General features: G+C 72.3%; 21 protein-coding genes. 7 read left to right on the forward strand and 14 right to left on the reverse strand.

Translation table 11 applies throughout. The annotated features are described in order from the left end of the window. Positions 1-8: 8 nt before the first annotated feature. The 8 genes from CEY15_RS12015 to CEY15_RS12050 are packed head-to-tail and all read right to left on the reverse strand — an operon-like array spanning position 9 to position 7,591. Entirely contained in the window at positions 9-1,142 is a 1,134-nt protein-coding gene (locus CEY15_RS12015) for an MSMEG_0565 family glycosyltransferase (protein ID WP_095718639.1), read from the reverse strand. Beyond that, on the reverse strand, positions 1,133-2,014 hold the full coding sequence (locus tag CEY15_RS12020; protein WP_017838528.1) for a carbon-nitrogen hydrolase family protein: 882 nt from the start codon (positions 2,012-2,014) through the stop codon (positions 1,133-1,135). Before CEY15_RS12020 ends, CEY15_RS12015 begins: the two co-directional genes overlap by 10 nt. Then, positions 2,014-3,507, reverse strand: a complete 1,494-nt coding sequence (locus tag CEY15_RS12025; RefSeq protein ID WP_095718640.1) for an MSMEG_0567/sll0787 family protein — start codon at positions 3,505-3,507, stop codon at positions 2,014-2,016. Before CEY15_RS12025 ends, CEY15_RS12020 begins: the two co-directional genes overlap by 1 nt. Positions 3,508-3,511: 4 nt before the next feature. Continuing rightward, positions 3,512-4,606: an MSMEG_0568 family radical SAM protein gene (locus CEY15_RS12030; RefSeq protein WP_095718641.1), complete on the reverse strand. Its 1,095-nt coding sequence runs from the start codon at positions 4,604-4,606 to the stop codon at positions 3,512-3,514. Next, positions 4,603-5,886, reverse strand: coding sequence for an MSMEG_0569 family flavin-dependent oxidoreductase (locus CEY15_RS12035; RefSeq protein ID WP_095718642.1), 1,284 nt, complete (start codon positions 5,884-5,886; stop codon positions 4,603-4,605). The genes CEY15_RS12030 and CEY15_RS12035 overlap by 4 nt, the downstream gene beginning before the upstream one ends. Further along, positions 5,883-6,179, reverse strand: coding sequence for an MSMEG_0570 family nitrogen starvation response protein (locus CEY15_RS12040; RefSeq protein ID WP_095718643.1), 297 nt, complete (start codon positions 6,177-6,179; stop codon positions 5,883-5,885). Before CEY15_RS12040 ends, CEY15_RS12035 begins: the two co-directional genes overlap by 4 nt. Continuing rightward, entirely contained in the window at positions 6,172-7,062 is an 891-nt protein-coding gene (locus tag CEY15_RS12045) for a carbon-nitrogen hydrolase family protein (RefSeq protein ID WP_017838533.1), read from the reverse strand. The genes CEY15_RS12040 and CEY15_RS12045 overlap by 8 nt, the downstream gene beginning before the upstream one ends. 4 nt (positions 7,063-7,066) lie before the next feature. Then, positions 7,067-7,591 carry an MSMEG_0572/Sll0783 family nitrogen starvation response protein gene (locus tag CEY15_RS12050; protein ID WP_095718644.1) on the reverse strand — a complete coding sequence of 175 codons (525 nt, stop codon included), beginning with the start codon at positions 7,589-7,591 and terminating at the stop codon, positions 7,067-7,069. 280 nt (positions 7,592-7,871) lie between these two features. Here CEY15_RS12050 and mfd point away from each other — a divergent pair, with 280 nt between their 5' ends. Together mfd and CEY15_RS12060 are read left to right on the forward strand one after the other, a co-directional pair. After that, positions 7,872-11,549 (forward strand): transcription-repair coupling factor, encoded by a 3,678-nt coding sequence (mfd, locus tag CEY15_RS12055; protein ID WP_095718645.1) that lies wholly within the window; start codon positions 7,872-7,874, stop codon positions 11,547-11,549. After that, on the forward strand, positions 11,546-12,421 hold the full coding sequence (locus CEY15_RS12060; protein ID WP_245847591.1) for a MazG family protein: 876 nt from the start codon (positions 11,546-11,548) through the stop codon (positions 12,419-12,421). The genes mfd and CEY15_RS12060 overlap by 4 nt, the downstream gene beginning before the upstream one ends. Before the next feature lie 91 nt (positions 12,422-12,512). Here CEY15_RS12060 and CEY15_RS12065 read toward each other — a convergent pair whose 3' ends face one another. From CEY15_RS12065 to CEY15_RS12085, 5 genes are all read right to left on the reverse strand, one after another. After that, the gene (locus tag CEY15_RS12065) at positions 12,513-13,319 is read right to left on the reverse strand and encodes a glycosyltransferase (RefSeq protein ID WP_095718646.1); all 807 of its coding nucleotides are present in this window, start codon (positions 13,317-13,319) and stop codon (positions 12,513-12,515) included. A gap of 76 nt (positions 13,320-13,395) precedes the next feature. Further along, the gene (locus CEY15_RS12070) at positions 13,396-14,721 is read right to left on the reverse strand and encodes an alpha-hydroxy-acid oxidizing protein (protein WP_095718647.1); all 1,326 of its coding nucleotides are present in this window, start codon (positions 14,719-14,721) and stop codon (positions 13,396-13,398) included. A 78-nt stretch (positions 14,722-14,799) separates the two neighbouring features. Continuing rightward, entirely contained in the window at positions 14,800-15,237 is a 438-nt protein-coding gene (locus CEY15_RS12075) for a hypothetical protein (protein WP_095718648.1), read from the reverse strand. Continuing rightward, positions 15,234-15,884 carry a hypothetical protein gene (locus CEY15_RS12080; RefSeq protein ID WP_245847593.1) on the reverse strand — a complete coding sequence of 217 codons (651 nt, stop codon included), beginning with the start codon at positions 15,882-15,884 and terminating at the stop codon, positions 15,234-15,236. The genes CEY15_RS12075 and CEY15_RS12080 overlap by 4 nt, the downstream gene beginning before the upstream one ends. Before the next feature lie 99 nt (positions 15,885-15,983). After that, positions 15,984-17,213 carry an oxygenase MpaB family protein gene (locus CEY15_RS12085; protein WP_095718649.1) on the reverse strand — a complete coding sequence of 410 codons (1,230 nt, stop codon included), beginning with the start codon at positions 17,211-17,213 and terminating at the stop codon, positions 15,984-15,986. Between the two features lie 45 nt (positions 17,214-17,258). Between CEY15_RS12085 and CEY15_RS12090 the strand changes: the two genes are divergently transcribed. The 4 genes from CEY15_RS12090 (at position 17,259) to CEY15_RS12105 (ending at position 22,476) form a co-directional block, all read left to right on the forward strand. Further along, on the forward strand, positions 17,259-17,852 hold the full coding sequence (locus tag CEY15_RS12090; RefSeq protein WP_245847595.1) for a TetR/AcrR family transcriptional regulator: 594 nt from the start codon (positions 17,259-17,261) through the stop codon (positions 17,850-17,852). A 75-nt stretch (positions 17,853-17,927) separates the two neighbouring features. After that, entirely contained in the window at positions 17,928-18,674 is a 747-nt protein-coding gene (locus tag CEY15_RS12095; RefSeq protein WP_095718651.1) for a lytic transglycosylase domain-containing protein, read from the forward strand. A 233-nt stretch (positions 18,675-18,907) separates the two neighbouring features. Continuing rightward, positions 18,908-20,683, forward strand: a complete 1,776-nt coding sequence (locus CEY15_RS12100; protein WP_245847596.1) for an ABC transporter transmembrane domain-containing protein — start codon at positions 18,908-18,910, stop codon at positions 20,681-20,683. Then, a complete protein-coding gene (locus tag CEY15_RS12105; protein WP_095718652.1) occupies positions 20,680-22,476 on the forward strand; it encodes an ABC transporter ATP-binding protein in 1,797 nt (598 codons plus the stop codon). Before CEY15_RS12100 ends, CEY15_RS12105 begins: the two co-directional genes overlap by 4 nt. A 67-nt stretch (positions 22,477-22,543) precedes the next feature. Here CEY15_RS12105 and CEY15_RS12110 read toward each other — a convergent pair whose 3' ends face one another. Further along, positions 22,544-23,062, reverse strand: coding sequence for a flavodoxin domain-containing protein (locus tag CEY15_RS12110; protein WP_095718653.1), 519 nt, complete (start codon positions 23,060-23,062; stop codon positions 22,544-22,546). A gap of 163 nt (positions 23,063-23,225) precedes the next feature. On the opposite strand from CEY15_RS12110, the gene CEY15_RS12115 reads away from it, so the two are divergent. Then, complete coding sequence (locus CEY15_RS12115; protein WP_095718654.1) at positions 23,226-23,723, forward strand: hypothetical protein; 498 nt, start codon at positions 23,226-23,228, stop codon at positions 23,721-23,723. The last annotated feature ends 205 nt before the right edge of the window (positions 23,724-23,928 follow it).

Here is a 23,928-nt window from a genome sequence, read left to right on the forward strand (position 1 = left end):
ATGGCCGATCAGTCGGCGTTCACCTGCGCCGGTGGAGGCTGCCCGAGGTGGCCGCCGGAGTGGTCGGCGTAGAACTCGAGGTGCGCCGCGGCCGCCGCGTCCCAGGTGAGCGAGGCCGCCAGAGCGCTGCCGGCATCGGCCCGCGCGGGATCGGCGGACAGCGCGGACTCCAGCCGGTCCGCGAGTTCCGGGACCGATCCGGCGTAGTCGACGCAGGGGCCGAAGACCTCCCGGAGGATCGGCAGGTCGCGGGCGACTACCGGACGCCCTGCGGCGAGCGCCTCCATCGCGGCCAACCCGAAGCCCTCCTTGGTGGAGGGGAAGGCGAAGACGTCGCAGGCCGCGACGAGGCCCGGCAACTCGCCCTCAGGCACCGTGCCCAGGACCACGGGCTGTATCCCCAGCTCGTCGCACCGCTGGTCGAAGTGGGCGCGGTAGTCGCGGTAGTCGAACAGGGTCTCCCCGCCGGCAAAGACGAGCGAGAGATCCGGACGCCTCCGTCGCAGCAGCGCGAACGACTCCAGGAGGTCGATGCTGCCCTTGCGCGGCTCGATGCCTCCCACCGCCAGGACGTACGGGCCGAGCGTACGGCGCCACCGTTCGCGATCGGCGACGGCGGCCGACCCCGGGCCGGCGGCCTCGGCGAAGCGCGCGTGGTCCACGCCGTTGGGGATCACCGTGGGCGCCAGACCCCACCCCGACCGGACCTCGGCGGCGACGGCCTCGGACACGCACACGTGCGCATAGGGCGTGGTGAGGGCCTTCTCGTGGCACTCCACCAGGACGGGGGTGGTGAAGTCGTCGAGGTGGTGCACGGTGCGGATGCACCGGCCGACCGCGTTGGCGCTGATGCAGTCCTGGGCGTGGACGATGTCGAACCCGTGCGCATCGACGAACTCGCGCAGGGTGGCGATCGAGCGCACGATCCGGTCGGTGACGGACTCGCCGGGACGGTCGGGGAACGGTGCGAGGCGGACGGTGACGGCGGGGTCGACCTCGCGGAAGAAGCCGGCGTCCGCGCCGCGGGCCAGGGAGTACACCGTCACGCGGTGCCCGGCGCGGGCGAGGGCCTCGGCCAGGTGCAGGGTGTGCACCACGCCCCCGCGGGGGCGGGTCGAGTAGGTGAGCAGGGCTATCCGCACGTCGGTTCGCCTCCCGGTCGCGCAGGTGAGGGCGCGCGGCGTGGTTCGGTCGTGTAGGTCTCGGGCCGTCGCTCCGCGAGGTGGTCGAGGACCCTCTTCGAGCGAGCGAGTTCGGTGTCGATGTCGACCTCGACCCGGGCGAGCCCGCCCTTGGAGCGGGTGGCGGCCAGGACTTCGCCCCCTGGCCCCACGACCTTGGCCTGGCCGAGGAAGCGCAGGGAGCCCATGACGCCGGTCTGGTTGGAGGCCACCACGAACACCTGGTTCTCGGCGGCCCGCGCGCAGTCGTAGAGGTCGAACAACCGGGACTGACGGTCCGCGGGCAGTCGGGCGGCGCGGTCGGTCACGCTGGCGGGCCAGGCCGACAGGGTGGCCACCACCTGCGCGCCGTCGAGGGCGAGCGACCGCGCCGACTCGGGGAACGTCTTGTCGTAGTCGATGAGCATCCCCACGCGCCCGACCGGGGTGTCGAACGCACGGAACGTGTCACCCGCGCCGTAGCGGGTGCCCTCGTCGACCGGTTGATGCACCTTGCGGTGGACGCCGAGGACTCCGTCGCCGGTGAGGCAGACGGCGGTGTTGTAGCGCGTGCCGTCCCCGGCCTCGGTGTAGCCGATGCACACGGTCATGTCTCCCGCGGCGGCGGCGATGGCAGCGAGTTCCGGACCGTCGGGGTCGAGCGCCGGGGGTAGGGTCGCGGGGGAGGGGTCGCGAAGGTCGCCGAGGTAGCCGCCGAGGGTCGCGTGCGGAAAGACGAGCAGTTCCACGCCGTCGCGGGCCGCGGCGTCGATGATGCCGACGGCCTTGGCGACGCAGCGCGGGAGGTCCCGGCCGAAGTTCCCCGCCAGCGCTCCCAGGGTCACCGCGCGCATCAGGCGGGACCGAGTCCCGTCACGGTGCCGACGACGGCGACGGTGAACTCTCCGTCGGGCCAGCGCAGTCGCACCCCGGGCTCGTCGGTGAGGTGCCCGCAGGTCGCGGTGACCGCCGGGCCCGCGGGGGCGGGAGCCGGGTCCCGGTCGGCGGTGAGCATGGCGTAACCGGGGAAACACGTGAGCCAGGCGCCCACGCTCGCGCCCGCAGGACGGGGGATCGCCGCGACGTCGAACTCGGCGCCCGTCCCGGAGGCCTCCGCGAGCATCCCCGCCGTGCCGACGATCCCCGCCATGCTCACGTCCTTGGCGGCGGCGGGGGCGATCCGTGCCACGTGCCCGGCGAGCAGGCGCAGCTCGTCGGAGGTCCGGCTGCTGGAGGAGTCCCACTGCCGCTCGTGGTATCCCGGCCGCCACGAGCCACCGAGGTCCGCGGTGAGGGACACGATGTGGCCCGGGCGGCCCCCACCGGCGGGCACCGGCCGCGAGGTGCGCCCCAGCGCGGTCACCGACAGCGCCGAGGGGACACCGACCTGCGTGTGGCCACCGAGCACGGGGACCCGCCAGGCGGCCGCCGCGGCGGCCACGCCCCTGACGATCCGCTCGAGATGGGAGGGGGTCGGGGCGGCGACGGCGTCGAGCAGTCCCACCGGGTCGGCGCCCATGGCCGAGAGGTCACCGAGGTTCACCAGCACCGAGCACCAGCCGGCCCACTCGGGGTCGCGCTCGACCATCGAGGGCAGGATCGCGTCGCACGCGGCCACGAGATCGGTACCCGGTACCGGAGCGCCGTCGTCGCCGCGGAAGCCGGCCTCGCCGAGTCCGCCGGGCTGATCGGCCAACGGGGCCAGCAGTCCGGACAGCAGGGACTTGGTCGTGTCGGCGAGGCGCTGGATCCGGTCGACGGGCCATCGCATCCGGCGGTGGGCGCGACCGGAGATGACCGGTCCCGCCCCCGTGTCGTCCCAGCCGAGGGAGGTGAACAGCGGGCAGTAGCGGTCCTGGACGTCCGCGTCGAAGCGCAGTACCCCGCGGGCCTCCACGTGCGCGCAGGCGGAGCGGATCAGCGCGGGGCCGATGCCACCGGAGTGGGCCGTGTCGGCCACCACCAGCCGGCTCCCGGCCCACCATCCGATGTCCGGCTCGGCGCAGGGGGCGATCCGGACCCCTCCGAGGACGGTGCCGTCCGGCGCGACCGAGACGAGCACCACGGTGCGGGGGTCGTCGTCGACGTCGTCGAGGTCGGTGCGGGGGAACAGTCCCTGGCGGAGAACGAACTCCTCGTGGCGGAGCCGGTGATAGGCGGCCAGCACCCCGGGGTCCTCGGCGATCCTGACCACCGGGCCCGGTTCCGCGCGGTGTCCCCCCGCGAGGATCGACGCGGCGGCCGATCCCAGGACGGACTCCGCGGCGCGGGTCCGGCCGGTGGAGGCGGGACCCGTCAGCGCGGGGCCTGTGATTGCGGGGCCGGCGAGATCTCGGAGGTCGAGCATCGACTCACCCGCCGACCGACTGCAGGACGCTGCACGCGCCGCACGCCGCGCAACCCGCACGCTGGTCCGACCCGGCCATCCCCAGGCGCTGCAGGTGCGCGCCCACCTCGCGGCTGATGTACTCCACCCGCCTGTGATCGGGCGCGGGCGCCCCGTCGACGTCGACGGCGAGGGTTCCTGCCTGGGGGCGATACGGGACGATGAACGGATAGACCCCCGAGTCGGCGAGCTCCCGCGCGCCGGCGATCATCTCGTCCGGGTCCTCGCCGAGTCCGACGAGGAGGTAGGTGGAGACCTGGTTGCGTCCGAACACCCGGACCGCCTCGTCCCAGGCGGCCCGGTACTCGGTCAGGGGGACCGTCGACTTGCCGGGCATCCACCGCCGGCGGGCGTCGTCGTCGAGCGACTCGACGTGGATGCCGATCGCGTCGGCACCGGCCTCGCGGAGCTCGGTCAGCACCGCCAGGTCGGCGGGCGGTTCGCACTGGACCTGGATCGGCAGCTCCGGGACCGCCGCCTTGACGGCCCGGACGCAGCGCGCCAGGTGTGCCGCCCCGCGGTCGCGGCCGGCGGAGGTTCCCGTGGTCATGACCATCTGCCGCACCCCGTCGAGGTCCACGGCGGCGCGCGCGACCTCGGCGAGTTGCTCGGGCTGCTTGACCGGCACGGTGGTGCCCGCGCGCAGTGACTCCTCGATCGAGCAGAACCGGCAGCGCTCGTCGCGGCGGTAGCGGATGCAGGTCTGCACCACCGTCGTGGCCAGGACGTCCCGGCCGTGGAGCCGCGCGATCTTCTCGTACGGCACCCCGTCCGCGGTGCGGCGGTCGTAGAAGCGGGGGCGGCCGATCGCGGAGATCACGAGCCCGGTGTCCTCCCCGTCGCGCAGGACCCGGTCGCCGTCGAAGACGAAGGGGCTGTCGGGATTGCGGGGCAGCGCGGCGTCGCGCCCGGAGACGACCAGGTGCCCGTCGTCGCTGGGGCCTGCGCCCCCGTCGCGGTGCAGGGGCGGGGTGCCCCGGATGCCGAGCAGGGCCAGGTCGACGCGCGTCGAGGTGGCTCCCGCGGTGGTGGCGGCTGCGGCGGTGGTGGAGGTGGTCATGATGCCCGTTCCTCTCGGCTGGCGTGATGTCGGGCGATGATGCCGTCGGCGAGGTACTTCGCGTCGCGGTCGATCCCGAGGAACCGGCCGGAACCCCAGGTGTGCATCCAGGGCAGGCCCACGAACGACAGGCCGGGCACCTCCGTCGCACCGCGGGTCTGCATGGGGTGGCCCGCGCCGTCGAAGGAGCTGGCCTCGATCCACCGGTAGTCGGGCCGGTAGCCGATGGCCCAGATGATGGTGGTGATCCCCTCGGCCGCCAGGTCCAGTGACGTCGGGTCGGTCTCGGGAGCCCACACCGGGGAGTACCTCGACGGCGGCGGGGCGTCGATCCCGTGGGCGTCGATGTGCCGGTCGATGTCGGCGCAGATGGAGTTGTACACCCGGTCCGCGGAGTCCAGGGCGTCGGTCAGTGTCGGGGCGAAGCGCAGTTCGGAGTCCCGTCCGGAGGTGAGCGTGCCGTAGAGGCGCATCCCCTCGGCGGCGAAGCGCCGCAGGTCCACGTCCCGTCCTCCGTCGCGGCCGGTGACGTAGTGGTTGGTCTTCTCCTGCGCGGCCTTGCCGCCGGGGTACTGCTGGGCGGGGGTGTCGTAGAGCCCCATGTCCGCGAGCCAGGTCATGCAGTCCCGGCCCCGGTAGAACCGGGCGACGCGCGGGGCGTTGCCGACCGCCAGGTGGACGCGGCGGCCGGCGAGGTGCAGGTCCTCGGCGATCTGCGCGCCGGACTGGCCTGACCCCACCACCAGGACCGCGCCCTCGGCCAGCTGGTCCGGGTTGCGGTACTGCTCGGAGTGCAGCTGCACGACGGCGGGGTCGAGGAACGAGGCGTAGGGCGGGATCACCGGGATCGGATAGCCGCCGGTGGCCACCACCACCTCGTCCGCGGTGACCGTCCGCTCACCGACCGGGCCGGCGAGGGTCACCTCGAAGCCGGTGCCGGTCCGGCGCAGCCGCGTGGCGGCCGTGTGCTCGACGAGCGGCGGGTCGAAGGTCTCCAGCCAGCCGTGCAGCCACTCCACCACCTGGTCGCGGGTCATGAACCCGTCGGGGTCGGGCCCCTCGTAGTGGTAGCCCGGGAGTCGGCAGTGCCAGTTGGGCGTGACGAGCGTGAAGGAGTCCCAGCGGGTGTCGGCCCAGGCGTGGACGGCGGTCTGCTTCTCCACCACCAGGTGGTCGACGCCCGCGGCGCCGAGGTGGTGGCTCACCGAGAGACCGGCCTGGCCGCCGCCGATGACGAGCACGGGGATGTGGGTGCCGGGGGAAACCTGTGTGGGGCTCATGGGTGCTCCTTGAGAAGGCGCATGGCGACCACCTCGACGAGGGCGTCCCCGGGGTGGGCCAGGCTCGCTGAGGTCACCTGCGCGGCGGTCTCGGCGGCGGAGGTGCAGAGGAACCCGTAGCGGGCGCGGACCCGCTCGCCCGCCTCGGTGAGGGCGTCGGTGGCCCGGGCGCGGAACTCGGTGACGCTGAGACGCTCTCCGACCGTGAGGTGGTCGTGGATCACCAGACTGGGGGAGTAGTAGTCCCGGACCGTGCCGTCGGGCCACCGGACGGCGAAGTTCATCTCAGGCACTGGCGAGCCTCCTCTCCTCGACCGGGTCGCTCACCTCGACCAGCGGCCCGTAGACGTCCGGTCGCCGATCGCGCAGGTGGAACATCCCGGCGCGCATCGCGGAGAAGGTGCCCGCCACGTCGACCTCGGCTACCGCCAGACCCTCGTCGAGAGTGGTGGTGGCCAGGACGTTCCCGCCGGGGTCGACGATCTTGGCGTTGCCCACGTACCGCAGCGACCCGAAGGTCCCCGCCTGGTTGGAGGCCACCCAGAACACCTGGTTGTCCAGCGCCCGGGCGGAGTCGAAGAGGTTGAACCGGTAGGTCCAGCGGTCCTCCTGCAGGTTGGCCGCGGTCGCCGTGCGCGCCGCCGGCCATGCGGACAGGGAGGCGATGATCTCCGCGCCCTGCAGGGCCATGACGCGCGCGGCCTCGGGGAACGCCTTGTCGTAGCAGATCTGCAGGCCCACCCGCCCGACCGGCGTGTCGAACACCTGGTAGTCGCCGCCGGAGGCGTAGGACATGTTTTCCCCGAGTGGCTGGTGCACCTTGCGGTAGGTGCCGTAGACGCAGGTTCCGTCGAGGACGGCGGCGGCGTTGTAGCGGCTCACCCCGTCGGCGCCGAGCTCGCAGAACCCGATGGCCACCACCAGGTCTCCGACGATCTCCTGGACGCGCGCGATCTCCGGACCGTCGAGACGGATCGCCGGCGGGAGCGAGCGGGCCGTGCGGGTGGTGTCCCCGTGGTTGCCGAGGCTGGAGAGATAGCCGCCGATGGCGGCCTCGGGGAACACCAGGAAGTCGACACCGCGGTCGCGGGCGAGTTCCGCGTAGTGGGCGATGGTCCGGTAGTTCTGTTCGAGGTCCCGGGTGAAGTTGGCCGCGACCGAGCCGATGGTGGTCATGACGTCAGACCATGTAGGTGGAGTTGATGATGGCTCCCTTGCGGGCGTAGTGGATGAGGGCGTCCTGCACGTCGAGCGGGTGTGCGGGGATGACGCCCTCGATCAGGTCCTCCTCGCGGCCGCCGTGGAGGCCGAGCCCGAAGCGGCAGCAGAACACGGTCCCGCCCTCGGAGATGAACGCCTCGAGGGACTCGTTGATGTTCTGCTCGCCGGGGAAGCCGGAGTCCCCGGTGGTGGGGAATCCGCGGGTGGCGAGGCAGTTGATGGCGCCGGGGCCGTAGAAGTAGATGGCCGACTCGAACCCCTTGCGCAGGGCGCGGGTGGCCTGGAGGACGGCCACGAAGGAGACGGACGACTCGTGGGCGATGCCGTGCACGAGGGTGAAGTACGACTCGCCCTCCTCGGCCTTGTAGTCCGGGAAGATCTTGGTGCCGCCGTAGATGCTCGTGCCCTTGGGCAGCGACGGATGCGGGATCTCCTTGAGGGAGGTGGCGATGTTCTCGGTGATGGCGGCGTCGAATTCGGGCACTGTGGGCTCCTCGGGGACGGGGTCACCGGAGGGGTTCCGGTGACATGGCAGCGAGTACACGCCCGCGGCGTTACCGCTGCGTGTCGGTCCGTTACCGGGTGGTTGCGATTGGAATAACCCGTCCGGCGTCGACGTAACACACCTGCGGGGCCGCGCCCCTCGACGACGGGGTCCGGTGAGCGGGGTCACGCCCGCGCTCGCCTCTGTCGAGCCTGATTACACTGGTGCTCTCCGTGCGGCCCCGTCCGCCGCGCCCACCCCACCTGGAGGACTCACACGCGTGACGACCACTGTCAGCAGCCCCACGACCGCAGTTCTGTCCGGCCTGGCCGGGGCGGTCGCCGCGAACCCGGCGCTGGCCGATCTGCGGGCGGGCCTGGACCGGGACGCCGCGGTGGTCCGGTCCGCGGAGTCGCTGCGGCCGTTCCTTGTGGCGACCCTGGCCGAGCGCGCACCGTTGTTGGTGGTGACGGCCACCGAGCGCGAGTGCGAGGAACTGACCGACGAGCTGGCGGGGCTTGTCGACGACCCCAGCCAGTCACATGGGGCTGTGGCGCAGTTCCCCAGCTGGGAGACGCTTCCGCACGAGCGCCTGTCGCCCGCCTCCGACACGATCGGTCGCCGGCTGCAGGTCCTGAACTCGGTGATGGCCGGGCGAGCTCCCAGGATCGTCGTGGCGGCGGCGCGGTCGGTGGTGCAGCCCATCTCTCCGGGGGCGGCCCGCCGGGAGCCGATCCGACTGGCCCGCGGCGCCGAGCTCGACCCCGCGCATTTTCTGGCGACCCTGACCGAGTTCGCCTACAGCCGCGAGGACATGGTGGCCCGCCGCGGTGACGTGGCAGTGCGCGGCGGCATCGTCGACGTGTTCCCCACCACCGCCGACCACCCGCTGCGCGTGGAGTTCGACGGCGACACGATCGCCGAGATCCGCGAGTTCTCCGTGGCCGACCAGCGCTCCCTGCCCGAGGGAGAGGTCGACTCGGCCGTGTTGTTCCCCTGCCGGGAGCTGCTCCTTGACGAGGACGTCCGCGAGCGCGCACAGCAGCTGGCCCAGGCGCACCGCGAGAACCCCACCCTGGCCGAGCTGCTGGACTCGCTGGCCGAGGGCATCCCCCGCGACGGCATGGAGGCGCTGACCTCGGTGCTCGTGCCGGAGGAGATGGCCACGCTGCCCATGCTCATGCCCGCCGGCACCCGCGTGGTGGTGTGCGACCCGGACAAGGTCCGCCGCCGCGCCGCCGACCTGGCCTCCGCGGGCCGGGAGTTCCTCGAGGCCTCGTGGACCGCCGCGACCATGGGGGGCGACGCCCCCGTGGACAGCGAGACCCTGGACCTGTCGGGCTCGGGCTACCGCACCTTCTCGGCCGTTCGCGAGGAGGCCGGCGCCGCCGGCGTGCCCTGGTGGCAGCTGGTCCCCCCGGGATTCCTCACCGACCCCGACGACGGCCTGGTGGTGGACGCACCCGCCGGCGACCCGCCCGCGCCGCGCGGCAAGGACTCTGAGATGCAGGCCATGTTCGTCCGGCTCCGGGCGCTCATGGCCTCCGGTGGCCGGGCGGCCGTGGTGGTTCCGGGCCACGGCACCGTCGACCGCGTGCTGGAGCGCCTGTCCGAGGCCGAGGTCCCGGCCACCGCCGCGTCGGCGGGATCCGAGCCCGCCCCCGGCGTGGTGTCGGTGTACGAGGCGATCCTGCACGGGGGGTTCGCGCTGGCGGCCGACTCCGGGGAGCAGGGGGACCACCTCGTCGTCGTCTCCGAGACCGATCTCACCGGCAACCGACTCGGCGCCACCGCGCGCCCCAAGGCACGCCACGCCAAGCGCCGCAACCAGGTGGATCCGCTGGCCCTCAAGGCCGGCGACTGGGTGGTGCACGACCAGCACGGCATCGGCCGGTTCGTCGAAATGGTCGAGCGGCAGGTGCGCGGCGGGGACGGCTCGAGTCGGCGCGAATACGTGGTGATCGAGTACGCGCCCGGCAAGCGCGGCGGCGCGGGCGACCGCCTGTTCGTCCCCATGGAGTCCCTCGGCCAGCTGAGCCGCTACGTGGGCGGGGAGGCGCCGACGCTGAGCAAGATGGGCGGCGCCGACTGGCAGAACACCAAGCGCAAGGCCCGCAAGGCGGTCCGCGAGATCGCCACCGAGCTGGTGCAGCTCTACGCCAAGCGGCAGTCCGCACCCGGCCGTGCCTTCGGCCCCGACACCCCGTGGCAGCGGGAGATGGAGGACGCGTTCCCGTTCACCGAGACCGTCGACCAACTCACGGCGATCGAAGAGGTCAAGGGGGACATGGAGAAGACCGCCCCCATGGACCGCGTGGTGGTGGGCGACGTGGGCTACGGCAAGACCGAGGTGGCCGTGCGGGCGGCGTTCAAGGCCGTACAGGACGGCACCCAGGTGGCCGTGCTCGTGCCCACCACGCTGCTGGCCCAGCAACACCAGGCGACCTTCGTCGAGCGCATGACCGGGTTCCCGGTGACCGTCAAGGGCCTGAGCCGGTTCACCTCCGACGCGGAGGCCAAGGAGATCCTCAAGGGCCTGGCCGACGGCACGGTGGACGTGGTGATCGGCACCCACCGCCTGCTCGCGACGGGCGTGCGCTGGAAGAACCTCGGCCTGGTGGTGGTGGACGAGGAGCAGCGCTTCGGTGTGGAGCACAAGGAACACATCACCTCGCTGCGGACCCACGTGGACGTGCTGACCATGTCCGCCACGCCCATCCCGCGGACCTTGGAGATGTCGCTGGCGGGGATCCGGGAGATGAGCCAGATCCTCACCCCGCCCGAGGAGCGCCTGCCCGTGCTCACCTACGTGGGCGCGCACTCGGACAAGCATGTCGCCGCCGCCATCCGCCGCGAGCTGCTGCGCGAGGGGCAGGTGTTCTACGTGCACAACCGGGTGCGGACCATCGATGCCACCGCCGCGAAGATCCGCGACCTGGTGCCCGAGGCGCGTGTGGTGGTGGCCCACGGGCAGATGGGGGAGGAACAGCTCGAGCAGACCGTCGGCGGGTTCTGGAACCGCGAGTACGACGTGCTGGTGTGCACGACCATCGTCGAGACCGGCCTGGACATCTCCAACGCCAACACCCTGATCGTGGACCGCTCCGACCAGCTGGGCCTGTCGCAGATGCACCAGCTGCGCGGGCGCGTGGGCCGCTCGCGTGAGCGCGGGTACGCCTACTTCCTCTACGACCCCGAGAAGCCGCTGACCGAGACGGCGTATGACCGGTTGGCGACCATCGCGCAGAACAACGACCTGGGTGCCGGCATGGCCGTGGCAATGAAGGACCTCGAGCTGCGCGGCGCCGGCAACGTGCTGGGCGCCGAGCAGTCCGGGCACATCGCCGGCGTCGGCTTCGACCTCTACATCCGTCTGGTGGGCGAGGCGGTGGAGGCGTACCGCGCGATCGCCGACGGCGAATCCGTGGAGGTCGAGGAGGAGGTGGGCGAGATCCGCATCGAGCTGCCCGTCGACGCCTACATCCCGGTCGAGTACGTCGACGGCGACCGGCTGCGGCTCGAGGCGTACCGCAAACTGTCCCAGGCGCGGGCTCCCGAGGACATCGACGCCGTGGTCGAGGAGCTGGTGGACCGCTACGGGCCCATGCCCGCCGAGGCCCGACGCGTGGTGTCGGTGTCGCGGCTGCGGCTCGTGTGCCAGAAGTACAAGGTGCGGGAGATCGTGCTGGCCGGCTCCCGCCTGCGCGTGGGACCGCTCGACCTGCTCGACTCCCAGCAGATCCGGCTCAAGCGCATGTACCCGGCCGCCCAGTACCGGGCCACGCAGAAGACCGTGTTGCTGCCGTTGCCCAAAGCGGCAGGCGCGCGCGCGGGTGCCGGCGCGGAGAAGGCGCGCGACGACGAGATGCTGCAGTACGCGGCCGACTTCCTCACCGCCATGGCCGGGGATCCGGAGGGCTCGCACCCGGTGATCCAGGCGGAGCCGGTGTCGGTGTGAGTCCCGAGCCCGGTCGCGAGCCCGGCCCCGAGCCCGGCCGCGAGTCCAGCCCCGGCCCTCATCGAAAAGAGCGTTCCGCACAGATCCACTCGGCCGATGCGTGCGGAACGCTCTTCTCGACGGGCGCGGGCGCGGGCGCGGGGCCGGGTGATGGGCCGGTCGCAGGGGATCGACTCGCCGAGGCGGTCGAGGTGATGGGCCGGATCCGCCGCGACGGGGAGTGGGAGGCCGCCCAGACCCACGCCTCGCTGCTGCCGTACCTGCTCGAGGAGTCCTGGGAACTGGTCGACGCCGTGGCCGACGGCGACCGTGACGAGCTGGTCTCCGAGCTGGGCGACCTGCTCCTGCAGGTGCTGTTCCACGCCGCGATCGGCGAGGAGCGGGACGAGGGGCCGTTCGACATCCACGACGTCGCCGGGGCCCTGCTGGACAAGCTGCGTCGGCGCGCGCCCTACTGGTTCACCACTGACGGCGCGGCCGGCCTCGACGCCGCTGAGCAGGACCGCCTGTGGCAGGAGGCTAAGGCCGCCGAACGCGCTGACCGCCCGCCGCGGGGAGTTGTCGACGGGATCCCCTGGGACATGCCGGCCCTCGCCCTGGGGCAGAAGGTGCTGGCCCGCGCCCGCGCGGCGGGGGTGCCCGACGACCTGGTGCCCTCGCGGATGAGGGTGGTGCATGTGGACGCGGCGGGCCTGTTCCACGAGAACGCTGCCGAATCCGACTCCGACTTCGGCTCCGCCGAGCTCGCGTACCGGCAGGTGGTCAGGAGCTTCGCGCACGACCTCCGCGAGGCCGAGGCGCGGCTCGGAGTACCGTCCGCCGACGCCTCCGCGGAAGACTGGCGCGCCGCCTGGCCTGCTCGGCCCGCCTGAGCCGGCCTGACCCAACCCGCCCGGAACAGCACGCCTGACCCAACCCGCCCGGAACAGCACGCCTGAGCCGGCCCGGCCCACAACTCGCGACTCAGCGGTGGAAGAGTCGTCGGTAGGCCGCGTTCATGGCGGGTGCGGGCAGCCGTCGGTAGGCGTTGCGCGCGAGGTAATTGGCCACCGCGCGGGGTCGGGAGATCATGCCCGCGTCGAGGAGGGTGCGCTGGATGGTCCACTCGGAGGCGGTGAGTTGGCGGCTCCTCCGACGGCCGAACTGGGCGGGCGTGACCCGGAACCTCACGAGCGGCTCGGGCAGGTTGTGGAGGCGATACCCGGCGCCGATCAGCCGGATCATCAGGTCGTAATCTTCCTGGTACGGGACGGTGCGGTACCCGCCGACGGCACGGATGGCCTCGGTCCGGGCGAGCAGGGACGGGTTGTTGACCGGGTTGTTGATGCGCGCGTAGCGGGCGATGTCCTCGTGCTCGGTCGGTAGGGCACGCAGAGCTGTCGGATGCTCCGGGTCGTCGTCGAACTCGAGCATCGCCGACCCCAGGACATCCACCCCGAGTGCCCGGGCGGCGTCGAGTTGGCGCTCGAACCGGTCGGGCAGGGAGATGTCGTCGGCGTCCTGGCGGGCGACCCAGCTGGTGCGGACCTCGTCGAGCCCGCGTTGCGAGGCCGCCGCGGCGCCGGAGTTCTCGGGCAGGGCGAACCTGCGCAGGCCGGTGGTGGAGTCCAGGACCTGCGTGAGTTCCGGCGACAGGGGGCCGTCCTCCACCACGATCACCTCGGCCGGCTGGACGGTCTGGGCGCGCACGCTGTCCAGCGCGGCCCCGAGGTGCGCGGGCTCGATCGCGTGGTAGACGGTGAGCAGGACGGTCAGCTCGGGGTCACGCATCGGGGTCCTGCCTGCGGATGCGTTGTGCACGGTGTCCGGCTCAGCCAGCCCAGCCGACCCAGCCGACCCGGCACACTCAGGCCAGCAACGAGCTGTCCACGTCCTGCCACGAACTCGCCCCGCACAACGACAGCGTGAGGTCGATCTCGGCGAGAAGGTTGTCGAGCACCTCGCCGACCCCCTTCTGCCCGGCGATGGCCAACCCGTAGATGTGGGGCCGTCCGATGGTCACGGCGTCCGCGCCGCACGCCATCGCCTTGACCACGTCGGAGCCGTTGCGGATGCCGGAGTCCAGCAGAAGGGTCGGCTCGGCGCCGACAGCCTCGCGGATGCGCACGAGGGCGTCCAGGGTGCCGATGGACCCGTCCACCTGTCGGCCTCCGTGGTTGGAGACCATGACGGCGTCGACGCCCATGTCCAGGGCTCGCCGCGCGTCGTCCGGGTGCAGGACGCCCTTGAGCACGACCGGCAGGCGGGTCCGGTCCCGCAGGGTGGCGATGTGGTCCCAGTTGAGCGCCGGGTTGGAAAACGTGTCGAGGAAGGTCTGGACGGCGGCGCGGGTCTCCGGGGCGCCGAGGTTCCTGCGGAAGCCGCCCGGGTGGTTCCTGGCCATCTCGAGCAGCGTCAGGACGGCCTTCGGCGTGACCTTGACCGCGTCCGGCTCAGGACCGGATCCTGGATCGGCCTCCTGCGCGACCCGCTCGGCCACCATCTCGATGAAGCGCGGATCCGAGGTGTACTGGGCGATCCCGACACCGCGTGTGAACGGCAGCGAGCCCAGGTCCAGATCCCAGGGGCGCCACCCCAGCGTCGTGGTGTCGAGGGTGACGACCAGCGCGCCGGCGCCCGCGGCCTCCGCCCGGGAGATGAAGCTGTCCACGAGCTGCTCATCTTTGCTCCAGTACAGCTGGAACCAGCGCGGTGCATCCTTCATGGCCGCGGCGGTGGCTTCCATCGGCGACGAGCCCTGCGAGGACAGGATGTACGGCAACCCACGCTCGGCCGCGGCGCGGCCGATGTGGACGTCGGCGTCGCGGCGCACCAGTCCCGCGGCGCCGATGGGGGCGACGAGGACGGGCGCGGGGAGCGTCTGCCCGAGCACCTTCGTCGACAGGTCGCGCTGCTCGGTGCTGCGCAGGACGCGGGGGACCAGCCGACGCCGGTCGAGTGCCTCGCGGTTGGCGTTCATCGTCTCCCCGGAGCCCGCGCCGCCGTAGACGTAGGCCCAGGCTTTGCGGCCGCCGGGCCGGCGGCGCAGGGCGCGGCGTGCGGCGGCCTCGAGCTTGTCCGCGCTGGTGGGCACCGAGGGGGTGATGCCCGAGACACCCGCTCGGTAGATGGTGTTCTGGCGAGCGCGGCCGGGGGCGATGTTCTCGGGCTCGGTCAGGGAGTCAGAGGTCATGCGGTCGAGCCTACTGAGGGGTCGATCCGGCCGCGGGTCGTGGGACGTGGTCAGCCCACGAGGCCCAGCACCGCGAGGTCAGCCCACGAGGCCCAGCACCGCGAGGCCGGCCGCCCCGCACGCGGCCGCCACGAGCAGGGAGGCGAGGGTGCCGATGATGAACCGCTCGCTCACGGCCGGGTTCTCGCGGATCTCCGGATAGCGGCCCAGGGCCTTGATGGCCACCACCACGGCGGCCAGCTCGAACCGGCCGGCCAGGATCGCGGCGGTGAGTCCCACTCTCTCGAGGATCCCGATCCACATCCCGCCCCGCAGCACCTCCCGGACCTGCGGTTCGGAGGTCTCGCGCCGCTGCACCACCGGGCTGCGGGAATCCCCGCTGACCTCGACCGTCGGCGGGTCGGGCACGTGCGCGGAGCGCAGGACCAGTGAGGCGATCGGCGATCCCAGCCCGGCCGAGGCGAGCAGGCTGACGACGACGATGAGCACGGGGATCCAGTCGGGCCAGGTGCTCATCGCGTTGCTCCTGTGGCCCCTGTGGAGGCAGTGTGCGCGCCGGCGAGGAGTCGGTCGAGCGCGGGGTACGCGGCCCGCTCCTCGCGGATGCGGGAGAGTCGCAGCGCGCCGGTGACCGAGGCCGGGGTGATGTCCAGCTCGTGTGCGGCCGCGGCCTGGGTGGGGGAACGGTCGACGGCGTCCACGACCCGCCACTGCGCCTCGGTGCGGTCGAGCACGAGGGGGGCGGTGAGTCCCCAGACGGCCTCGCAGTCGGCGGCCCAGGCGGCTGCCTCGGACGTCGCTGCTGCCGGGACGCGCACCGCGACCGAGCTGCTCAGTCCTTTGGCCGCCTCGACAGCGTCGCGCGCTGCCAGGTAGGCCGGGCCCCGGCCGGCCCTCGTGCCGGAGGCGTAGGAGTCGTCGTCGACCTCTCCGGCTCCTACTCCGCAGTGCCACTGGCCTCCGCGCAGCGCCACGAGTAGGGCGCGGCGCACCGCGGCGGGCTCCGTGAGTAGGCCCTGGACCTCGTCGCCGGCGGTGCGCTCGAAGGCGGCCGCGCAGGGGATCTCCGCCAGTGCCTCGAGCAGTCCAGGCACGAGGTCGTCGGCGTCGCGGCTACCGCGCTGGTCGATCGTCACCACGTACATGAGGCGATCCTGCCACATTCAGCCGACATGAGGCGAAAAAGCCTAATTACCAACAATTAGTCGAAAGGGCCTAACTGGCCGTGATCAGGCGAACCGGTCTCACGAGGCGAGCCGGCCTCATGAGGCGAGCGGGCGGCCGATGTCGGCGGCGGCGTCCCCGAAGGTCTGCTTGCGCTCGCGGTCCCGGACCTTCTCGCCCCACGAGTTGAGCCGGGCGCGGCCCCACGGGGTTCGGTACCGCAGCCCGTTCAATGCCACCAGGTAGGCGTGCGCCCACGGCGGGCGGACCGGCAGCCCGAACTCGCGCATGGACTCACGACCGAGCAGCACCGTGAGCATGCTCAGCAGCCGCTCGTGGGCGATCCACGCCTGCACGCCGGGCAGTGGCCCGCTGCGGGAGCGCTCGCGCTGGGCCGCGACCAGGGCCTGGGTCAACTGCGGACCGGCCTCGCTCAACCCGGCCTGCGCCAGCAGGATGTGGTAGTTGATCCGGTGCCGCTCGCGTTCGTGGTCGACCAGGAAGTCGTCGTCGACCCCTAGCAACCACCCCACGTAGCGCCACACGTGCATCACGGCGTCGGAGTCCTCGCGGGAGACCGGCACGCCCAGGGTGCGCACTCCCAGCAGGACCACGGCGTCGAAGAGGCCCAGGGTGGCGGCCAGATCGCTCTGGCTGATGGGCAGGCCCCACCGTCCGGTGTCCCAGCGCGGCTCCATGGCCTCGTTGACCACGGCGTGCATGGCCCGCACGTGCCCGGTCAGGCGCCACGACTCTCCGCCCGGCCGCAGCCCGTCGGGGATCGACAGGGACATGGTCCAGTGGCTGGTCTCGGCCAGGCGGCGCAGCGTGGTGCCCCCGGTCAGGCCGCCGGTGGCCACGAGGAGATCGGTGGGGCCACCGAAGCGGTAGCCGCCGATCAGGGAGAGCTGCAGCAGGATGTCCGCGGCGTTCTGCCCCAGGCGAAGGTACACCTGCTGCCCGCGGGCGATCTGCTCCCAGTCGACCCAGTCCGGGGTGTCCTCGAGGAGTGCGAGGTACTCGCGTAGCGCGTCGGGGGCGTCGTCCGGCAGACCGGCGGACCCACTCGTCAGGGCCTGGTCCAGCTGCCGCCGGGTCACGGCCCCGGCCTCGCCGGACCGCAGCCGCATCGCGCGGGCCAGGCGGGCGCCGGGCTCGTCCTTCTCCAGGTACCCACGGCCGAGGCGGTCCATGAGCTGCTCGTCGATCTGATCCACGCGGGCGATGTGCTTGAGGGCGCGGCCGATGCGGCGGGAGCGGCCCTCGGCCTCGCGGTGTCGGGTCGGGTACGGGGTGGTGACGGCGTCACGCTCGGGCGCTGTGGTCATGGGGCAACTATGACGCGAGTTTTTACTCGCATACAATTCGCGTTCATGAGAAAGGTCCCCCAGCAGGCACGGTCCCGGGCCATGGTCGAGCGGATCGTGGACGCCGCTCGCATCGTGCTCGTGCGTGACGGCTACGAGTCGTTCACCACCAACCGCGTCGCCGACCAGGCGCACGTCAGCCCGGGCTCGCTGTACCAGTACTTCCCGGACAAGTCGGCACTGGTCACCGAGGTCATGAACCGGTGGTCGGCCGAGATCTCCGACCGCGTGGCCGCCTCCCTCCCCGGCGCCGGCCCCGTCGACGTGCGGGACCCCGGCTCGGTGCGCTCGATCGCCGACGCCCTGCTGACCGCCCTCGAGGCGGACGCCGGGCTGCTGCGGATCGTGTGGGAGGAGCTGCCCGCCGTGCGCCACCGGGCCGCGCAGCACGCGCTCGAGCTCCGGGTCCGCGAACTGTTGTCCGTCTACCTCTCCGCGGCGGGGGTCCCGGTCGGCGACCCCGCCGTGCGCGCGTGGGTGATCGTGATGGCCGTGGAGAACGTGGCCGTGCGCTGGGTCTTGGATCGGCCCCGGATCAGCCGGGAGGCGCTGCTGGACGAGTTCACCGCCCTGGCCGGGGGGTACGGGCAACGCGGGTGAGCTGAGGCCAGCACGGCTGAGATCAGGGAATCCCCCGAGGCGGGGTGTGGCCGGGTTTCGGCAGAATGGGTCACGATGACTATTCGCCCCCGCCGCGGCCATGCTGTGGCCCTGTCCCTCGTCGCGGCCGTGGTGGCATCGGGGTGTGCCTACGGGCCGACCCGCGAGGCGCCGCCCCCGATCCCGCCCGGCATCCCGCCCGCCGCCGGCGCTCCCGTTCCCGAGGTGGACATCAACGCCCCCGGCCGGACCTCCGATCAGCTGCGGCCGTGGGCGGAGGGGATCAACGAGCAGATGAACATCCCCGCCGCTGCCCTGGCCGCCTACGGCAACGCCGCCGAGACCATGCGGCAGACCCGACCCGAGTGCAACCTGGCGTGGACCACGCTGGCCGGGATCGGGCACGTGGAGACCCGGCATGGCCGGTACCGGAGGTCCAGCCTGAACGACGACGGCTACGCGCTGCCACCGATCATCGGCATCCAACTCGACGGCTCGCCCGGCTTCGCCCGCATCCCGGACACCGACGGCGGCGAGTTGGACGGGGACCCGGAGTTCGACCGGGCAGTCGGACCCATGCAGTTCATCCCCGAGTCGTGGCGCAGGTACGGAGTCGACGCCAACGGCGACGGGCGGGCCGACCCCAACCAGATCGACGACGCCGCCGTGTCCGCCGCCCGGCTGCTGTGCGAGAACGGGGGAGACCTCTCGGTGGCCGAGAACTGGCAGCGGGCCGTGCTGGCCTACAACGCCTCGCGGGAGTACGTCATGGACGTCCGCGACGCGGCGGCCGCGTACTCGGTGGGGACCACCGCGCCGTAGAGGCTGCGTGGCTCGGCCGGGCCTGCGTCCCCACCCCGGCTTGCGCGCCCGGATCGGTCCGGACACGCCGCACAAGCCGCGGTGGCCCGGGCATAGAGGACGCGCAAGCCGTAGAGGACGCGCAAGTCGCGGCCGTAGGGGAGGTGTGGACCGCCGCGGTCCCGGTGGAACTAGTGTCGTGAGTCGGCGAGACCCCCAGACGCCCAATCACTACCGGCGGGAGCCCCACACGCATGTCAGCACCAGCAGCGACGCACCGGCAGGACACCGGCATCCCGTCGACCGCGAACGGGCTCCTGCTGCGGGCGATCGGACGGCGCAAGCGCCTCGTGGTGCCCGGTCTGGTGCTCATGACGATGTGGCAGGTCTCGGAGGCGTTGGTCCCCATCGCGATCGGCGTGATCGTCGACCGGGCGATCATCCCGCTGGACCGCTGGGCGATGCTGTGGTCGGTCCTCGGGCTGATCGCGCTGTTCACCGTGCTCAGCCTGAGCTACCGTTTCGGCGCGCGGATGGCCAACCGCGCCGTGCAGGACGAGGCCCACGACCTGCGGGTGGAGGCCACCCGGGTCCCGCTCACCCGGCGCCGCGCCATGGACGACGCGAGCTCGGGCGACGTGCTGTCGGTGTGTTCGGCCGATGCCGACGTGGCGGCCCAGATCTTCCGGCAGATCGCCCTGGGCGGGTCCGCGCTCATCGGCATCGTGGGGATCTCGGTCTACCTGCTGTGGACCGACCTGCTGGTGGGGCTGATCGTCCTGATCGGCGTCCCGCTGAGCCTGGTACTGGTGGCGCTGCCCAGCCGGGTCATCTCCCGGCACAGCACCGCGCAGCAGACCGCCATCGGCCTGGCGAGCAACCGCGCGACCGACATCATGACCGGATTGCGCGTGCTCAAGGCCGGCGGCGGGGAGCGCTGGGCGGCAGAGCAGTACCGCGATGCCTCGCGCGCCGCCGCCGACGCGGGCATCGTCACCGCAGAGCGCACGGGCCGGGTCCAGGGCATCGGCTCGCTCGGCATGGCCGCGGTCCTGGCGCTGGTGCTGCTGGCCGCCGGGTACCGCGTGCTGTCGGGGGAGATGGCGATCGGCACGCTGGTCTCGGTGGTCGGCGTGGCCGTGTTCTTCGAGGAACCGGTGCGACTCATCACCGCCATGGTGGGCGTCTACGCCCGGTCCCACGGTGCCGCGCAGCGCCTGGTCGACCTGCAGGCCTCGGCTCCGGTCGACGAGTCCGGCTCGGAGGTCCCCGCCGGGTCGCACCTGCAGATCACCGGACTGGAGCTGCCCGACGGCCGGGAGCTGGACCTCGAGGTGACGGCAGGGGAGCTGGTCGCGCTGGTGGCCGAGCAGCCCGCCGCCGCCGAGGCGGTGACGGCCGCGATCGCCGGCCACAGCGACGGTGCCGACGCCGTGGAGGTGGGCGGGCATCGACGCAGCCGCCTGGTCCCGGCGATCGCCGAGCACGTCGTCGTCGCCCCCCACCGCGTGGACCTGTTCGTCGGCACCATCCGATCCAACATCGCGATGCGCCACGACGCCCCCGACCACCACGATCCGGGGGAGGGCGCCCCGGGTGAGACGACCCTGGACGACGACGACAACCTGATTTCCGATGAGGTCCTCGCCGCGTCGGCCGTGGCGGAGATCGTCGAGTTCTTCCCCGACGGGCTGGACCACGTGGTCCAGGAGGGGGGACGCAACCTCTCCGGCGGTCAGCGTCAGCGGATCGCGCTCGCGCGCGCCCTGCACGCCGACCCGGACATCCTGGTGCTGCACGACCCGACCAGCGCCGTGGACGCGGTGACCGAATGGGAGATCGCCCAGGCGGTGTGCCGGCTGCGCTCGAGTCGGCCGGGGCAGGCGACGCTGATCGTCACCTCCTCGCCGCCGTTCCTCGCGACCGCCGACCGGGTGGTGCACCTCCCGCGGAGTGGCGAGGCGGTTTCGGGCACCCATCTCGAACTGCGCGAAAAGTCCGCGTCCTACCGGGCGGCGGTCGACCGATGAGCATCCCCCTGATCACTACCGGCACGCTGCCGCTGGCCAGTGGCCGCCAGTCCCTCTCGGTGCTGTGGCCGCTTCTCAAGGAACGCCGCGGATACCTGATCCTGGTGGGCCTGACCGGTTTGGTCGCGTCGGTCGCGGGATTGGTGGCGCCGTGGGTGATCGGCTGGCTGGTCGACGTGCTGCCCGGGAGTCAGGACTACACCGCGGTCTGGGTGGGCGCGGGGGCGATCGCGGTCGCCGGGATCGTGGGCGCTGGCTGCGCGTGGGCCGGACAGGCGTGGCTCGCGCGGTTGACCGAGCCCACGGTGGCCCGGTTGCGCGAGATGGTGATGGACCGCTCCCTGCATCTCGGGGCAGCGCAGATGGAGACCACCGAGACCGGTGACCTGGTCTCCCGCGTGGCCGAGGATGCGCGCGAGATCAGCCAGGCCGCCACCACCGTGGTCCCGCTGGTGGTGCAGTCGCTGTTCACAGTGATCGTCTCGGGGATCGGCTTGGCCGCAGTCGACTGGCGGCTCGGGCTGGTGGGTCTGGTCGCGCTGCCCATGTACTGGACCACGCTGCGCTGGTACCTGCCTCGGTCCGGACCCATCTACGCGGCGGAGCGGGCCGCGTTCGGGACCCGCGCCAGCCGGCTCCTCGGCGGCATCGCCGGATCCCGGACCCTGCACGCCTACGATGCCCAGGACTCCGAGCTGAACCGGATCACCGATGCATCCGCGCACGCGCGGGACCTGTCGATCCGTGTGTTCTACTTCGTCACCCGCGCCTTCAGTCGCAACAACCGCGCCGAGGTCACGGTCCTCGGGCTGCTGCTCGTCGTCGGGTTCGTCCTGGTGGAGGCAGGCACGCTCACCGCCGGCGCCGTGACCACCGCGGCCCTGCTGTTCCACCGGCTGTTCAACCCGATCGGCGCGTTGGTGGGCATGGTCGACCAGGTCCAGTCCGCCGGGGCCTCGCTGGTCCGGATGGTCGGGGTGATCACCATGCCGGTGCCCGACCGCACCGCGACGCTCGAGACCGCCTCGCTCGAACCCGCCACGCTCGAGACCGCCTCGCTCGAGCCCGCCTCGCTCGAGCTGGCCGGGGTCAGCCATTCGTACGGCGAGGGTGCCCCAGCGCTCACGGGCATCGACCTTCAGATCGCGCCCGGCGAGGTGGTGGCCGTGGTCGGCTCCACCGGAGCGGGCAAGAGCACCCTGGCGTTGGTGGCCGCCGGGTCCGTGGTGCCCACCGCCGGGACCGCGCGGATGGGCGGGGTGACGCTGTCCGACGTGGACCCGCTCGTCCTGCGCCAGCACATCGCCATGGTCTCCCAGGAGGTGCACTCCTTCGCGACCACCGTGGCCGAGAACGTCCGGGCGCCCCGCCCCGAGGCCGGTCTGGCCGAGGTGCGCGCGGCCCTGCAGACCGTGGGGGCGGACTGGGTGGACGACCTCCCTAGCGGCATCGACACCGTGATCGGCGAGGGCGGGCACCCGCTCGACCCCATGCAGTCGCAGATGATCGCCCTGGCACGCGTGGCGTTGGCCGACCCGCAGGTGGTGATCCTCGACGAGGCCACCGCCGAGGCGGGATCCGCCGGGGCCCGCAGGCTCGACTCCGCGGCCGCCGCCGTGCTGCGTGGCCGCTCCGCGCTGGTGGTGGCGCACCGGTTGAGTCAGGCGGCGGCCGCCGACCGAATCCTGGTGATGGAGCACGGCCGGATCGTCGAATCCGGGACCCACGAGGAGCTGCTGCGGACGGACGGGCGGTACGCCGAGCTCAGCCGGGCCTGGTTCGGGGGTCAGTGAGCGGAGCGTCCCGTCGTCGTCGGCCCCCGGCGGCAGCGTGTCGTCGTCGGCGCCCGGCGCCGGGACCCTAGATCCGCGCGGCCACCCTCTGCCCCCACTCCTCGGCGCGGGCCGCCTCGCCTTGGATCAGCTCGGTCTCGGAGTTGACCAGGAAGCTCTCAGGCTCCGCTGCGAGGCGGAACCCCAGGCCCGCCAGCCTCTTCGCGATCCCCTTGGACGCGCGACCGGTGAGGATCGCGGGCTTGTCGACGCGGGTGTCGAACGCCGCCGCGGCCCCCTCGCGCGGGGAGAGCTCGCCGAGCCACTCCCGGATTCCCGCGCCGGCCGCGTCGGGCTCGACCGTCAGCGTGCTGTCCGGTCGGGCGGCGGCCTCGACCGCGCCCTGCCGGGTCGCCTCGCGGCTCATCCCGTGGACGTGGGTGGGGCCGCCCACGATCACCAGGTCATAGGCCGAGGTGTCCTCGTCACCGGCATGCGAGACGGGGACGGTCGTGACGTCTCCCACCTGCCCGGCGCCCCGGGCGATCGCATCAGCGATGTCGTGGGTGCACCCGTACATCGATTCATAGACGATCAAAGTGCGCATGATCGTGTGCCTCCTTGCTCGAGCATCGGCGAGGGTTCGCCACTCGTGACGTGCCCTCACCTGGATTTATCACTCGATCCTCATCATCCGCCTCGGCTGTGCGAAGCACAATGGAATGCGGGCCGGGGGTGGACTCGAGAGGGCCCGGGAGGGAGGTGGCGCGATGAAGACCAGGGGATCATGGGCGGCGTATTCGCTGGTGGCCGGGATGGGATTCTGGTCCGTCGGGGCGTTCGTCGGGAGCCCAGGCCTGATGTTCGCGGCCGAGAGTCCGGCCATGGGCTTCGACACCGCGTGGCTGCGGAACACCCCCTTCAGCGACTACGTCCTGCCCGGTGTGATCCTCGGCCTTCTGGGCGTGGGCGGGGCCATCCTCACCGGGCTCCTGGTCCGCGCTCTGCGGGCGCGGGGTCGGCGAGGTGCGCCGTCCGCGTGGCAGTGGTACTTCGCGGTGGTCGTCGCGCTCGGGCACCTCGGATGGATCGCGGGCGAGATCGTGCTGATGTGGTCGCCCGTCGTCGCCCTGCCGGCCGAGCAGAAGGCCTTTTTCTACGGGTTCTGGTGGGTGTTCGGCCTTCTGAGCACAGTGAATTTGATCCTGGTGTTTTCGCCGTCGGTCCGGCGGATTCTCGGGGGTCAGGTCGGGCGATTGGCCTCGTGACAACCGGCGCCGCAGCACGGAGTTGAGTAGCGAACCGCGGGCGTCCGCGGTGGACGGCCCTGTTGGTGACGACGACGAGGTCGGCTGCCGATACCCGTCCGCCTCCCAGGGGTGATTCTCACCAGCGCAGTAGTGGGGTTCGGGTCTGAAGAAGTGTGCGGGGGAAGGGCCTAGCCCCGCTGATTCATGGAGTGCGAGGACGGCT

It is taken from the genome of Dietzia natronolimnaea (assembly GCF_002289575.1).
Lineage (GTDB): Bacteria > Actinomycetota > Actinomycetes > Mycobacteriales > Mycobacteriaceae > Dietzia > Dietzia natronolimnaea_A.